The sequence below is a fragment of the Nonomuraea bangladeshensis genome (assembly GCF_039529455.1).
Taxonomy (GTDB): domain Bacteria; phylum Actinomycetota; class Actinomycetes; order Streptosporangiales; family Streptosporangiaceae; genus Nonomuraea; species Nonomuraea bangladeshensis.
Genome location: NZ_BAAAMV010000010.1, coordinates 86434 through 99420, shown reverse-complemented (window position 1 = coordinate 99420; position 12987 = coordinate 86434). Strand labels below are relative to the sequence as shown.

15 protein-coding genes and 2 pseudogenes are annotated in these 12987 nt (G+C 69.0%); 9 read left to right on the top strand and 8 right to left on the bottom strand.

Annotation, left to right across the window (positions count from 1 at the left end; translation table 11 throughout):
• Nucleotides 1-29: 29 nt before the first annotated feature.
• The 5 genes from ABD292_RS32965 to ABD292_RS32945 form a co-directional block, all read right to left on the bottom strand.
• Nucleotides 30-1346, bottom strand: a complete 1317-nt coding sequence (locus ABD292_RS32965) for a hypothetical protein (protein WP_344214251.1) — start codon at nucleotides 1344-1346, stop codon at nucleotides 30-32.
• A complete protein-coding gene (locus tag ABD292_RS32960; protein WP_344214249.1) occupies nucleotides 1313-1783 on the bottom strand; it encodes a hypothetical protein in 471 nt (156 codons plus the stop codon). Before ABD292_RS32960 ends, ABD292_RS32965 begins: the two co-directional genes overlap by 34 nt.
• Nucleotides 1783-2190: an SsgA family sporulation/cell division regulator gene (locus ABD292_RS32955; protein WP_344214247.1), complete on the bottom strand. Its 408-nt coding sequence runs from the start codon at nucleotides 2188-2190 to the stop codon at nucleotides 1783-1785. Before ABD292_RS32955 ends, ABD292_RS32960 begins: the two co-directional genes overlap by 1 nt.
• Nucleotides 2187-2549, bottom strand: coding sequence for an SsgA family sporulation/cell division regulator (locus ABD292_RS32950; protein ID WP_344214245.1), 363 nt, complete (start codon nucleotides 2547-2549; stop codon nucleotides 2187-2189). Before ABD292_RS32950 ends, ABD292_RS32955 begins: the two co-directional genes overlap by 4 nt.
• Nucleotides 2550-2618: 69 nt before the next feature.
• Complete coding sequence (locus ABD292_RS32945; protein ID WP_344214243.1) at nucleotides 2619-3437, bottom strand: DUF6907 domain-containing protein; 819 nt, start codon at nucleotides 3435-3437, stop codon at nucleotides 2619-2621.
• 161 nt (nucleotides 3438-3598) lie between these two features.
• Between ABD292_RS32945 and ABD292_RS32940 the strand changes: the two genes are divergently transcribed.
• From ABD292_RS32940 to ABD292_RS32915, 7 genes and pseudogenes are all read left to right on the top strand, one after another.
• A complete protein-coding gene (locus tag ABD292_RS32940; RefSeq protein WP_344214241.1) occupies nucleotides 3599-3793 on the top strand; it encodes a hypothetical protein in 195 nt (64 codons plus the stop codon).
• A 199-nt stretch (nucleotides 3794-3992) separates the two neighbouring features.
• The gene (locus ABD292_RS32935) at nucleotides 3993-5297 is read left to right on the top strand and encodes a helix-turn-helix domain-containing protein (protein ID WP_344214239.1); all 1305 of its coding nucleotides are present in this window, start codon (nucleotides 3993-3995) and stop codon (nucleotides 5295-5297) included.
• Between the two features lie 16 nt (nucleotides 5298-5313).
• Entirely contained in the window at nucleotides 5314-5676 is a 363-nt protein-coding gene (locus ABD292_RS32930) for a hypothetical protein (RefSeq protein ID WP_344214237.1), read from the top strand.
• A gap of 73 nt (nucleotides 5677-5749) precedes the next feature.
• Complete coding sequence (locus ABD292_RS32925) at nucleotides 5750-6139, top strand: hypothetical protein (RefSeq protein ID WP_344214235.1); 390 nt, start codon at nucleotides 5750-5752, stop codon at nucleotides 6137-6139.
• Between the two features lie 395 nt (nucleotides 6140-6534).
• Nucleotides 6535-6711: pseudogene (locus ABD292_RS49065) on the top strand (hypothetical protein); the annotation flags it as partial.
• 40 nt (nucleotides 6712-6751) lie between these two features.
• Nucleotides 6752-6985, top strand: a complete 234-nt coding sequence (locus ABD292_RS32920) for a type 1 periplasmic-binding domain-containing protein (RefSeq protein WP_344214233.1) — start codon at nucleotides 6752-6754, stop codon at nucleotides 6983-6985.
• Between the two features lie 16 nt (nucleotides 6986-7001).
• Nucleotides 7002-7322, top strand: a pseudogene (locus ABD292_RS32915) (substrate-binding domain-containing protein); the annotation flags it as partial.
• A gap of 100 nt (nucleotides 7323-7422) precedes the next feature.
• Here ABD292_RS32915 and ABD292_RS32910 read toward each other — a convergent pair.
• Nucleotides 7423-8400 carry a quinone oxidoreductase family protein gene (locus tag ABD292_RS32910; protein WP_344214231.1) on the bottom strand — a complete coding sequence of 326 codons (978 nt, stop codon included), beginning with the start codon at nucleotides 8398-8400 and terminating at the stop codon, nucleotides 7423-7425.
• A gap of 56 nt (nucleotides 8401-8456) precedes the next feature.
• Here ABD292_RS32910 and ABD292_RS32905 point away from each other — a divergent pair, with 56 nt between their 5' ends.
• On the top strand, nucleotides 8457-8837 hold the full coding sequence (locus tag ABD292_RS32905) for an ArsR/SmtB family transcription factor (RefSeq protein ID WP_344214229.1): 381 nt from the start codon (nucleotides 8457-8459) through the stop codon (nucleotides 8835-8837).
• Between the two features lie 129 nt (nucleotides 8838-8966).
• Here ABD292_RS32905 and ABD292_RS32900 read toward each other — a convergent pair whose 3' ends face one another.
• On the bottom strand, nucleotides 8967-9665 hold the full coding sequence (locus ABD292_RS32900) for a helix-turn-helix transcriptional regulator (RefSeq protein ID WP_344214227.1): 699 nt from the start codon (nucleotides 9663-9665) through the stop codon (nucleotides 8967-8969).
• Nucleotides 9666-9908: 243 nt separating this feature from the next.
• Here ABD292_RS32900 and ABD292_RS32895 point away from each other — a divergent pair, with 243 nt between their 5' ends.
• Nucleotides 9909-11477: a S10 family peptidase gene (locus ABD292_RS32895; protein WP_344214225.1), complete on the top strand. Its 1569-nt coding sequence runs from the start codon at nucleotides 9909-9911 to the stop codon at nucleotides 11475-11477.
• Nucleotides 11478-11535: 58 nt separating this feature from the next.
• Here ABD292_RS32895 and ABD292_RS32890 read toward each other — a convergent pair whose 3' ends face one another.
• Nucleotides 11536-12963, bottom strand: coding sequence for a S10 family peptidase (locus tag ABD292_RS32890; RefSeq protein WP_344214223.1), 1428 nt, complete (start codon nucleotides 12961-12963; stop codon nucleotides 11536-11538).
• Nucleotides 12964-12987 lie beyond the last annotated feature (24 nt).

The window sequence follows — 12987 nt, the reverse complement described above, 5'->3', positions numbered from 1 at the left end:
CGCCCGTACGGACGGGGGCAGGAAGGGCGTTAGACGGGGACGTTGCCGGTGAAGAACCGGCCGTTGTGCGGCATCACGGTGCCGTCCGCGACCATCCGCATGACCTCCTCGTAGATGGCGACGAAACGGGCGCGGGCCCTCGCCATCTCCGCGGTGATCTGGACGAAGTTCTCGCCGAACTCACCGAGCGCCTGCACCGAACGCGGGTCGAGGCCGAGGCTGCCGGTGCAGGTCTGGAACACCGACTCGTAGGCGCTGGCGTACGCGGCCATGCCGGCGATCTCCTGCGTCATGAAGTTGATGAGGTCGGCGTCGTCGTCCGGGTTGAAGTCGGCCACGCGGACGGCCAGGGTCCGCCAGTCGGCCGGGGCCTGGACGGCGGGCGCGGCCTCGGTCGTGGCCGGGCCACCCGCCTGCGCGGGGATGTTCGGCTGCGTCATGGTGGTGTCGGACATGGATTCCTCCTTGTTGGTGGTGCATTGCGGGCAGCGAACGTGGCGGATGCCCTCGGGCGTGACCTCCACGTAGGTGCCGTTTCCGGTGCACTTGATCGATGTGCAGTAGCCGGCCTCGGCGGCGACCAGCGTTTGGAACGCGACCCAGGCGTCCGGGTCTGTGACTGGCGGGGGGTTGCCCTTGAGGTCGCGGAAGATGATGACCCTGTTCCTGCAGTCGCACATGACCTCCCCGGAGTTTTCGCCCTCCGGGATGGTCACGCTGTGCTCGGTACCGCAGCGCCTACAGACGGTGTCGTGCGTCAGCGTCGGCAAGGTGCCGTCGTCCGGGGTGCCATTCGGGGCAGTGCGACCGTCCCGGTTGCGCCACCAGACGAACCGCCGGAGGAGACGCCACCGGGGCCGGGCCGGACGGTCGCCCGCCGAACGGGCGTCGGCGGGCCGGTCAACCATGGGGCGGTCGCCTGCGCGGCCTTCCCAGCGGCGGGCCGCGCCGTCGCCGACCGCGGCGCCTGCCTTGGCGGCGATGTCGCGGACCCGCTGGCCGAAGTCGCCGAGGCGCTCGTCTCGCACTGCGCGCCGTTCCTCGCGACGCTCCGCGCGCCGCTCCCGCGCACCGCCGACCCTCGCGGTGACGGTCTCGCGAGCCCGGCCGGCGAGCGCGACGACTGCCCGCTCTCCGAGTTCCGCCACGGCGGGGATCAGCCGCTTCGCCTCGACGTTGGCCCCGGCCGCCTGCATCGCCCGGACGGGCAGGGACGGCTTGGCCTTGTCGAGCGCGGACCGGCTCTGCGCCCGGACGAACACGAGCCCGGCCCAGATGACGATGATGGCGACGATGATGTGTTCGATCCTCATCAGATCGCCCCCGTCACTCGCGCCCACGCCCACGAGGACAGGGCCTTGGGCCACGCCAACGAACCGCCGGCGGTGGCGTACATGAGCGGGAAGATGACGATCATCGCGTAGGTGGTGGGCTTGAGCCCGTTGCCGTCAGCGATGTCGATGAGCAGGGCGAAGAACATCAGGACGGCGACGATGACGATGCACGCGCGAGAGCTGAGCGAGCCGATGCTCCAATCCCAGCCGCGCAGCCAGTCGCCCACGAACGTGGAGGCGATGCCGACGCCGCCGAAGAACATCAGGCCCGAGATGATGCGGTACAGGACCGGGGCGGGGATGCGGAGCTTGCCCTTCCCTGCCGGGGCGGGGCCACCTGCGGTAGCGCCACCCCCGGCGGGCTTAGAGATCTTGCCCCGCTTGCGGTAGAAGAGGATGCCAAGCGCCAGGCAGAGCAGCCCGAACGCGATGGCGGGAGTGTCTCCCATCAGGAACCTCCAGCGATGATGCTGTCCATGTCGAGGTGGTAGCCCTCGGACCCAGGCGGGATGACCTCGTAGGAGTCGCGGAGGAACTCGACCAGCGGCGCGGTCTCCGTCAGGAACGCCATCGGGAGCGTGTCGTGGTCGAGCGCCAGGATGAACGACGTCGTGCCGGGCTCGCGGGCCGGGTCGATGACAACCAGGTCGCACGGGACGACGGCGACGGGCTGCCACACCCGCGCGGTGAGCAGCGTCCGCGCGAACCGGTACGAGGCGGTGACCCGGCCGGCGTCGTCCACGAAGTCGAGGGTGACCGCGAACGGGTCCTCGGCCGTGTAGCGGAGCAACGCCGCGACGGGCTGGTAGTCGACCGTCCACATGAGGACGTCGGCAATGACCTCGTTGCCCTTCACGCCGCCACCTCCATCGGCACCAGCTCGGCCGTGGCGGCGAGGAACTGGCGCATGACGACGGCGTCGGCGTAGAAGTCGCCGGCCCCGCCGGGCGCGGCCAGGGTGATGATGAGCCAGTCGGCGCGGGTGTTGTGGGGCCGGACGACGATCGCGCCGTTGCTGGCCTGACGCTGCAGACCGATGGCCAGCAGCGCGCGGTCAACCACGTAGCTCGTCGCCTCGCCGCTGCCGTCGTGGTGCGGGAGCACGATCTCGACCACGCCGGGCGCGTCCTTGCCGTAGGCGAGGAACCCGCAGTGGGAGTCGATCTCAGTGCCGACAGCCCACAGAGTGAACGCCTGGTGAACGAAGTTGCTCATGATCGCCTCTCGATCGAGGGCGGGTAAGGGGTGCCCCGGAGCGTCAGGCGGCGCTCCGGGACGGGAGCGTCAGCGCTCGGAGTCAGCGGCGAAGCTGGGGTGCTCGTGGCACTTGCACGTCACGTCGTCGCACTCGGCGGCGCCGTGCTGCAGCGGGACGAGCGGGACGCTGGGCCACCCCTGGCCGCGGCCCTGCCGGACCAGGTCCAACATGGCGTTGCCGATCCGCTCCAGCTCGTCGAGGGTGGCGTACAGGCGGACCTGGTCCCCGCCGTCGTTGATGAAGACGCGAGGCTCGACCTCGCGGTACTCCTTCACCAACTGCAGGTGGAGCTCCGGGGCCGTCCACCGGGGGCCGTCCGCGAACGTCATCGGCACGACCGGCATGGACAGCAGCGGAACCGCGACGGTCGCGCCGTCGTGGGCGCGGTCGTCCGGGTGGTCGCTGGTCTTGTGCAGCCGGGCGTTGGTGCACCAACCGGGGCAGGGGTCGGACGCCAGCCAGAGCGCCGGTTCGTCGCTGATCTGCTCGCGGGCGTTGGCCTCCATCTCGGAGAGGTACTCGCACTTCGCCGCGATGGCCGCGAGCCGGCCCTTGTTCTCGGCGGCCTCCGTCCACTCCGGGTACAGGTCCTCGAAGGTGAGCCGCGTCTTCTCCCTGGTCTTCTCCACCTGGGCGAAGATGGCGCGGGCCCGCTCGGCGGCCTCCTCCAGCGACAGGCACTCGTCGTCGAGGTGGATGCGGGCGCCCTCGCTGGCGTGGTGGGTCAGCCCGGTGCCGCTGATCTCCTCGGCGTGGCAGACGTCGCCGGCCGCGTCGTGGTTGACGCACCACGGCTGGCAGGGGCGAGTCGCGGGCTGCGTTGCGGACGTGATGGAATCGTTCAAGGTCTCCTCCTGATACCGCAGGGGTGGTGACTGAGGGCGGGTTAGGTGTTGGCGCACCTGGCCCGCCCGTTCTTTTGGAGCCTGTGCTTATATTGTAGCCACACTGTAGCCACAAGCAAGGCGCTGTGGGACACTCTCTTGTAGCCACGAAGGGAGGGCTCATGGGTAAGACCACAGACGTCCGCCGCTTCCGGACCACAGACGACTTGTGGGACGCCTTCAAAGAGGCCGTCGATCGCAGCCCCGATCCCGAAGCCGACATGTCCAAGGTGTTGCGGGCGTTCGTCCGCTGGTACGTGCACGATCCGGGCGCGAAGCTCCCCGAGCGGCCTGACCCCCCGGAGACTTCCCATTGAGGCTCCCCTCGCCGAGTCGGCGACCCTGCCGGCTCTCCCGGCGGGGCCTCTCGCTACACCTCAATCGAACACCGGTTCAGCGTCAGAGCGTGACGAACTCATTGCGCACTGACAGCGCACTCGTGCCGCACACCCCCTGGCACGCCCGACTGCCCGACCTAAAATCACGGGCAGGATGACCTCAGCGAAGGAGATCGCTGTGGACGTAGTGACCGACTGGACAGGCACACTGGCCGCGCTCCTCCGCCAGGCGTACCACTCGTCACAAGACGAGTTCGCCAAACGGCTAGGGGTCGGCCTCCGCACCGTCCAGAAGTGGGAGAAGTACCCGGACCTCAAGCCGGAACCGCTCCAACAGCAGATGCTCGACATGTTCCTGTGGCAGGCACCCGAACACGTCAAGGCCCGGTTCGGGCTCCTCCTTCAAGGGCCGCCCGCGAGCACGCCACCACCGCCCACGCCCGCACCGCGCCAGGAGTGGACCGATGACGATATGAACCGCCGTGAACTGCTCAGGATCTTCTCAATGGCAGGCGCACTCATCGCCACGCCGTACGCCGACGACGCCCTCGACCTCGACCGGCTCGGCCACGCCAGACGCAACACGCCGGTAGACCTCGACGCCACCAACCAGTACGAGGCACTCAACGCCCACCTGTGGCAGGTGTTTATGCTGGCTGGGGCCAAAGGCAAGGTATACCCGCTCGTCCAGGACCAGCTCTCGACACTCGTCCGCAGCATGCAACGGCCCACCTCGCAGGCAGCGCACGCACGGCTGTGCACCCTTGCCGGTGACCTGTTCCAGCTCGCGGGAGAGATCTTCTTCGACGGCAACCAGTACACCGAAGCCGCCCACTGCTACACCCTCGCCGCCAGCGCCAGCAAGGAAGCCGGCGCATGGGACCTGTGGGCGTGCGCCATGACCCGGCACGCCTTCATCGGCGTGTACGAGCGGCGCTACGCCGACGCCGAACCCATGCTCGACCTCGCCGCCCGACTCGCCCGCCGAGGCGACAGCTCACTGTCCACCCGGCACTGGGTCGAGGTCGTCCGCGCCGAGACGCTCGCCGGACTCGGAGACTTCGACGGATGTCAGCGCGCCCTCGACTCCGCCGAGGAAGTCCGCGGGCTGACCGGCCCCGTCCACAACGGCGGATGGCTACGGTTCGGCGGCGAACGACTCCCCGAAGAACGCGGCACCTGCTACATCACTCTCCGCCGCCCCGACCTCGCCGAGGAAGTCCTCACCGGCGCGCTCACCCACACCCTGTCCACCCGGCGGCGCGGCGGCGTCCTCGTCGACCTGGCGGCGCTCGGCGTCCAGCAAGGCGACCGGGACAAGCTGCTCGACTACGGCCGGACCGCGGTCGCGCTGGCACGCCAGACCGGCTCCGGAGTCATCGGGCAGAAGTTGCGCGGTCTGCAGGCGCAGATGGCCGCGCTCACCACAGACCACCGCGTCCGCGCATTGAACGACGACATCGACGCGCTCACCGCCGTCTGATCGAGAGGAGCCCACCTTGCAGGAACCCGGCCGCATCTTCCGCGAGGCATGGATAGCCGGCGTACGGAAGCGATACCCCGGCGAGCCGAAACCCGGCTACGTCGCACCGTGGGAGGAAACCCCGCAGTGGGAGCGCGACAGCGCCGCGGCGGTCTGCGAGCAGGTGCGCGCCTTCATCGACGCCACGGACGGCAAGACGGCGAACCTTCCCCGCGAGCAGCGCGGCCAGTTCATCGCCGTCTGCTGGAACGGGCAGATCCTCAAGCACTTCGAGAACCCCAAGCCGTCGTACATCGCGGCGTGGGAGGACCTGCCCGAGTGGCAACGGCAGGTCGACGCGGACATCTTCGACTGGATCGAGCACGACCACCAGCAGTAGGCGAACACGAAGCCCCCGGCGCCCATCGCGTCGGGGGCTTCCTTATGCGGCCAGGATGCCGCACCCTGCTTGTATGGCGGCGTGGCTGGTCACCGAGGACCCGCAACAGCTCATCCGGGTCGACAGCATCGTTCACGTCTACCCGCTGCCGGTGTTCGCCGAGGGCGACCCGGTAGCCAACGAGGTACCGCCCCGTCAGCGGCTCGAAGCGTCCCACCACGTCCAGATCATCGTCAGCACGTCGGCCGGGCAACAGGTTCGAGCTCTGTCGTGCCCCGGCTGGGCGGCGTGGGAAGCGACCGCCCAACTGATCGTGTTGCTCGCCGAGTTGGCGCGAAAGCACGACGCCGGCTCGCCGCCTGTGTTCGTCTACGGGCCGCGCGGGTCGCGGGCCCACTGGAACGGGAAGCTGTGGGCCGTCGAGCCGAGGATTCCGGAACCCGATTGGATGCCGTCTTGGTGATCGACGAGGGGGACCGTTGGGAGACCGGCAGGAACAGACGGCCCCCCTCGGGACCACTTTCATCCACCCTCGTTCAACAAGCGACCATGCCACTGACCTGCTGGAACGCGAGCGAATGACATCGGTTAATCTCGTTCAACCCCGGTGACATCGGACTCATAATCCGTGGGTCGTGGGTTCAAGTCCCACCCGCCCTACTCATCAATACCGCGTTCGACCTGGGGTTTCTCGGTTTTCGCCAGCCTCGAATCTCGTTGTTGATCATAGTTGGCTGCTCGGTGGTTGCTCTTGTGTACGGACCGTGTACAACGGTAGATCATTTAGGCCGTCATCGTCAGTCCAGACCCCACTGACTACCATCGGAAGATCAAGCCAGAAGACCCACTACGCAGGACTGGACCTCCTACAAGGAGTTCGGCAGGACGTTCTCCCCCGACTGCGCCGCCGACACCGTCACCCTCACCTCCGACTTCCTCAACGCGCTGCGTGATGGCGCGCCGGTGACGCTCACCTTCCACTTTTGGAGCGGCACCACCGTCACCTACCAGGTGACCAGGTCGGCGGCTCGGTGACCGGACAGCTCTGCAGGCTGGACCATCGAGAAGTTTCGTCATGGTCTCGGAGTTCGGCCTTCACGAATCCTCGGGCATGTCCATCGACGACACGGTGGGGCGTCTTCCGCGCTGCGTGCTGTCGGTGGCCCAGCTCTCAATAATGGAGCGCGATCAGCTGAAGGCGAAGGGTATCCCGTTCGTCGTCTTCGACCCGATCGACGAGCTGCCTGATGACGTGCCGTTCGTGGGCGCCACCAACTGGAGGGGCGGCCTGGCGCGACGCCGCACCTGATTGAGCTGGGCACCGCCGCATCGCCGTGATCAGTGGCCCGGACCACGCGTTCTGCCGTGCCCGGCTGGCCGGCTACTCCTCGGCGCGGGCCGAGGCCGCTCTGCCCGCCGACCCCGGCCTCGTGGTGCGCACCCTGCTCACCCGCGAGGACGGCCATGCCGCGGCACGTGATCTGCTCTCCCGACCCGACCGGCCGAGCGCCGCCCTCACCGTGAACGACCTGCAAGCGCTCGGCGTCTACCGGGCGGCCCGTAAGCTGGGGTTGTCCACTCCCCGGGACCTGAGCGTGGTCGGCTTCGACGACCTGCCGGTCGTGGCGTGGGTCGACCGCCGCTGACCACGGTGCACCAGACGTTGAGCGAGATGGCCATCGCCGCGACCGAGCTGGCCCTGGAGCGTGGCGACGCCTGGCGGCCGGTGGTGGGCCGTGTCCGCGGTCAGTCCGTGATACGCAGCAGCAGCTTGCCCATGGACGTGCGTCCGCCGATGTGCTGGTGTGCGTCGGCCGCGGCCGACAAAGGGAACTCTGCGGTGACGGGAAGGACGACCGTTCCGTCACACACGGCGCGCACGGCGCGTTCGGTGAGCGCACGCAGGGCATCGGGCGCGGACTGGGCGAGGGCGAGCACGGAGAAGCCCCCGACGGAGCGGCCCTGCGCGTACAGCTCACCCTGCCCGGCCCGCCAGGGCTCTGCACCGCCGGCGTTGCCGAAGGACACCAGGCGCCCAAAGACGGCCAGCGCCTCCAGGCCGCGGTGCAGCGTGTCGCCGCCCACCGGGTCCAGGACCAGGTCGACGCCCCTGCCACCGGACGCCCGGCGGACGTCTGTCTCGAAGGTGTCGGGCCGGAACACCTCGTCGTACCCGTGCTTGAGTGCGTAGTCGGCCTTGGCTTCGCTGGAGGCCACCCCGTACACCACGCCGGCGCCCGCTGCCCGGGCCAGCTGTCCGACCGCCGTGCCGATGCCTCCCGCCGCGCCGTGCACCAGCACGCTCTCCCCGGCCCTCAGCCGCCCCACCTCGTGGACCAGGGCGTGCGCGGTCGGCAGCACGGTCGGCAACGTGGCCGCGGTCCGCAGGTCCAATCCGTCGGGCACCAGAAAGACCCTCGCGGCCTCCGCGAGCACGACCTCGGCGTAACCGCCGCCATCGACGAGCGCGGCGACCTCCTGCCCCGCCCGCAGCCCCTCGACACCCTTCCCGACCGCCCGGATTCGCCCAGATACCTCCAGGCCCGGACGGTAGGGCAGCGACGCCACTCGGTACCCCTCGGCACGCGCCTTCACGTCCGCGAAGTTCACTCCCGCCCAGACGGCCTCGATGGTCACCTGGCCAGGGCCCGGCTCAGGTGTCGCGGTCTGCACGATCCGCAGCACCTCGGGACCGCCGTGCTCCTGGAACTCGACAGCACGCATAGTAAAACCACCTCTCCCACGAGTGTTCAACTGGGATCGAACACTAGCACTGTAAGATGGTCATCGAACACCGGGTGAAGGAGAACATCGCCATGTCGGACCAGGTTGAAGGCACGAGTCACCGGCCGGCGCCCGTGCACACGCATCCCGACGACGTCCCGCTTCTCACCGCCCTGTCCGCGATAGCGGATCCGGTACGCATCCAGCTGATCCGCGACCTGGCCAGCCACCCCGACTGGGCACTCAGCTGCAGCAACTTCGACGTACCGGTCGGACGGGCCGCGAAGAGCCACCACTTTTCGGTCCTGCGCGACGCCGGCCTGGTCGAACAGCGCGACCACGGCCCCAAACGGCTCAACCGGCTACGCCGCGAGGAGTTCGACGCCCGCTTCCCTGGGCTGCTCGACCTGGCCCTCCGCGCCGACGACACCGAGTGACAGCGGCAGGCTCCGGCCCCGCCAACGTGGGGTGAGGCCGGAGCGCCGGCGTTCGTGCGGCCCCGGCCCATGACCCGGAGAGCTACGTCCGCACCATGACCCGGAACCGGCGCCCGGAGGGCGGACCGGCTACTGAGCCTCGGCCCCGGCCTCCAGTTCGTTCAGGTAGTTGTAGATGGTGAACCTGCTGACGTCGAGCCGCTGGGCCGCCAGGTCCACCGATTCACGGATGGTGAAGAAGCCACGGCGGTTCAGCTCGCGCACGACGGCCATCTTGTGCGTCTTCTTCATCAGGGCGACCGGCACGCCGATCGCGCCGATCGCATCGCGCAGTATCCCCTCGACCAGGTCGTCCACGGAGACGGGAAAGGTCTCCCTGATGTCCTGGCCTCCGTCGGTCGTGGGGTCGGTCGAGGTCGTCGCGGTGAGGGCCGCCAGCACTTCCTGCGCGCGTTCGAGTTCGGCGATGTCGGTGTTGATGCACAGGCAGACCACCGATCTGCCCGAGGGGGCCTTGAAGAAGACACTGGAGGAGCGCATCGTCAGGCCCTCCTCGGTCTCGGTGCGGTAGCCGATGAGGTGTTCGCTCCACCCCGCGCTCAGGATGCGAAGGCCCAGATCGGTCGCCGGTCCGCCCACGTCGCGGCCGGTGAGGGGGTTGCCGATGGCCACGATGGAGTTGGGCAGTTTCGTCAGGTCGTGCAGGACGACCTCGGTGCGCGGTCGCAACGCCAGCGCGAGCGCGGGCACGACGGGTGCGAGCACTTTGACCACACGGGCGGCATGAGCGCGTTCCGCCGCCGAGAAGTGCTGCTGGTCGCCCGCCACTGCTGCTCCGTTCCTGCATTGAGAGGAGAACTGCCCACTCTTCCATTACATGATGGAGCAGTCAACAAATCATGGAAGAACGGCCTCCCGTGGTGTCCGCCTGCGATGAAGGTTAACAAGGGACGTCCTTCCATGAAACGTTGACTGCCTATACATATAGTGGCAGCATGCCATCCACCTACTCGACCTGGTGTTGCTCCCGATCTCACCTCACCCCTCGCCACTCCCAGGAGCGCATTGCGCATGGACACCGAAAACGTCGATCCCTCCGCCGCACAGGCGCCCGCCGAGCCTGTGGCCAGTGCGCCCCGGTCCTCGTACGACCCCGCCCGCCCGCGGGCCCCGCGACACGACGTCCCGCCCCCGCGGCAGTTCGTCACCTCCCATGAGGCGGTGATCGGCGGTGAGACGATCAATTTCACCGTCACGGCCGGCGAGACCTACCTCTACACCGACCACGGCGACCCCATCGGCGCCGTCTTCAGCTACGCCTACGTCAAGGACGGCGCGCCCGCAGGGCAGCGGCCCGTCGTCTTCATCACCGGCGGCGGGCCGGGAGCCGCCTCGAACGTGCTGCAGATCGGCGTTCTCGGCCCGTGGGCCGTTCCCACGTCGCGGCTGGAGATCGTCGACGGCCGGCAGCCCAGCCCGACCCCACCGTACGACTTCGAGGACAACCCTGACAGCCTCCTCGACACCGCCGACCTGGTCTTCATCGACACCGTCGGCACCGGGCACAGCCGGGTGGTCGGCACGGGCACCGGCGCGGACTTCTGGGGCGTGGACGAGGACGCCGACATGACGGCCCAGTTCATCCATACCTGGATCACGAAGAACGGACGCTGGAACTCGCCGAAGTTCTTCCTCGGCGAGAGCTACGGCGGAACCCGGGCGGCGCTGGTCACCACGGCGCTCATGGGCAGCCCCTGGTACCAGGGTTACTCGCGCGCCATCGCGCTCAATGGGGTCATCTGCCTGGTCAACGGGCTCGGCCTGCCGCTAGGGAACGAGGGCGTGGGCCCCGCGGCCCTGACCGCGACCCGGTTGCCGGCCTTCGCCGCGACCGCCTGGCACCACCAGGTGATCGACCGCCGGGGCCGGAGTCTCGAGGAGTACTTCGAGGAGGCGTACCGGTTCGCGTGCGGCGAATATCTGGACGCGCTGGTGAAGGAGGCGGGCGGCGCCCTGCCCGCGTCCGAGCGAGCCGACGTGGTCAAGAAGGCCGCCGAGTTCACCGCCGTGCCGGTCACGGCGCTGGAGGGCACGCTGGGCATCGACGAGTTCACGTTCGCCCGCACCGTGCTCGCCGGCCAGGGCCGGGCCGTGGGGGTGTACGACAGCCGCTACACCTCGCCCCTGGGCGGGGCCGGCGATGTGATCCTCGATGACGCGGCCCTTTCACGGTTCTTCCCGGTGACGGCCGGTGTCTTCAACAATCTGGAGAAGACCAGGCTCGGGGTCGAGATGGATCAGCCGTACACCACAATCGCCTGGCGCGGCCTGCTGGAGACGTGGAACTTCGCCCGCAGGCCGCAGGTGTACGGGGACGGACTCGGCAAGGGCACCACGGCGGACGACCTCGCGCTCGCGATGCGCCGCAACGAGAGCCTGCACCTCATGGTCGGCAGCGGGTACTTCGACCTGGTGGCCGGCGCCGGGCTGGCCCGCTACGCCGTCGAGCAGGCGGGGATGCCGCAGGACCGGCTGGTCGTGCGGAACTACTACGGGGGCCACGAGCCCTACCTCGACAGCGGCAACAGGCACGTGCTCGCCGAGGACCTGCGTCAGTTCATCCGTAAGGCCGCCGGCTGACAATGTGCGCGAAGGCCGCCACCTGGCGCGGGTGGCGGCCTTCGTCAGGGCGGGCTCGTTACGCCGAGACGAACGCGCGCAGGTCGTCGTCGAGCATGCGCAGCGACTCAGGATCGGTGTACATCATGTGCCCGGCCGGATAGCGCCGGTCGGTCACCCGCTCCAGCGGCAGGTCGTACTGGCGCAGCAGGTGCTCGACGGCGCCGACGGTGGTGAGGCTGTCGTAGTGGCCGGTGCCGATGAACAGCCGGGCCCGCGGCACCTGCTTGAGGTACTGGGTGAGCCGCGCCGGGTACGGGTAGACGTGGAACGGCGAGGGCTTGCCCATCTGCATGAACCGGGCCGAGCCGGCGTCGCTCCAGTCCCAGCGCGCCACCGCGCTCTCGTCGAAGACGCGATACTCCTCTTCCGTCGGGACGGCGAGCGTGCCGTGCAGGTAGCGCAGGATGCCGGCGTTGAAGGCGGGGGCCAGATGGGCGAAGCTGGGCTCGATGTCGGCCTCCCCGGCGGAGGTGTCGGCGGCCCTGGAGACGTAGCGCGCGTCGTTGCGCCCGAGGACGCGGCCAGAGTCGGCGAGCAGTTCCTTGAGGAAGTCGCCCTTGCTCAGCCACAGGCGCTTGCGCAGGTAGGTCTCGGCGGGAACACCGGTGAAGTATTCGAGCCGGGCGGCGATCTTCACCCGTTCGTCTTCGTCCAGCCGGCTGCCCCGTGTCATCGCGGCGGCGAAGTCGCCGTAGGCGAACTCGAGCGCCGCCTCGACCACCGCGTCGACGCCGGCGTGGTCGTGCGCCCCGACGCCGTGGTACCACGCGGTGGCGGCCTTGAAGGGCAGGCCCGCCACCGCGCCGGCGACGTTGCCAGGGCGCTCGACGGTCTCCTGCACGTTGAGCGCCTGGCCGAGCAGGATGATGCCGTCGAACGGCACGGCCTTGATCCCCGCGAGCGCGGTGACCATGAAGGGGGCGCGATGGGTGCCGTAGCTCTCGCCGAGCACGTATTTGGGTGAGTCCCAGCGGTTCTGGCGCGTCACCCAGGCGCACACGAGATCGGCGAAGTAGCGCGCGTCCCCTTGGACTGAGTACAGGTCGTCCGCGGCGGCGTCGGGGAGGAGGCGGCCGAACCCCGTATTGACGGGATCCATGAAGACGAGGTCGGCCACGTCGAGGATGGAGTTCGGGCTGTCCTCCACCACGTAGGGCGGGTTGATACTGTCGGCCAGATCGGTGGGGACGGCGACGCGCTTGGGCCCGATCCCGCTGAGGTGCAGGTAGGCGGAGGCGGCGCCGGGGCCGCCGTTGAACAGGAAGACCACGGGCCGCCTGGCCCGCTCCTCCTCGGGTACGTCGGCGACGTAGGAGAAGAGCGAGGCCGAGCCCGCGTGCGCCCCCTTGGCGTTGCGCACGGGCAACACGTCGAGCGTGAACGTGTAGGTCAGTTCACGGCCGTTGTAGACGCCGGACTGCTCGATTTCGTAGTGCTGACTCATCGGTTCTCACTTACTGGGCGGGTT

Coding starts and splice junctions, on each gene's coding strand:
- ABD292_RS32910 (WP_344214231.1), bottom strand. CDS start 8,400: ATGCGTGCTGTCGAGTTCCAGGAGCACGGCGGTCCCGAGGTGCTGCGG.
- ABD292_RS32890 (WP_344214223.1), bottom strand. CDS start 12,963: ATGAGTCAGCACTACGAAATCGAGCAGTCCGGCGTCTACAACGGCCGT.
- ABD292_RS32940 (WP_344214241.1), top strand. CDS start 3,599: ATGGGTAAGACCACAGACGTCCGCCGCTTCCGGACCACAGACGACTTG.
- ABD292_RS32950 (WP_344214245.1), bottom strand. CDS start 2,549: ATGAGCAACTTCGTTCACCAGGCGTTCACTCTGTGGGCTGTCGGCACT.
- ABD292_RS32925 (WP_344214235.1), top strand. CDS start 5,750: ATGGCGGCGTGGCTGGTCACCGAGGACCCGCAACAGCTCATCCGGGTC.
- ABD292_RS32895 (WP_344214225.1), top strand. CDS start 9,909: ATGGACACCGAAAACGTCGATCCCTCCGCCGCACAGGCGCCCGCCGAG.
- ABD292_RS32920 (WP_344214233.1), top strand. CDS start 6,752: ATGGTCTCGGAGTTCGGCCTTCACGAATCCTCGGGCATGTCCATCGAC.
- ABD292_RS32960 (WP_344214249.1), bottom strand. CDS start 1,783: ATGGGAGACACTCCCGCCATCGCGTTCGGGCTGCTCTGCCTGGCGCTT.
- ABD292_RS32905 (WP_344214229.1), top strand. CDS start 8,457: ATGGTCATCGAACACCGGGTGAAGGAGAACATCGCCATGTCGGACCAG.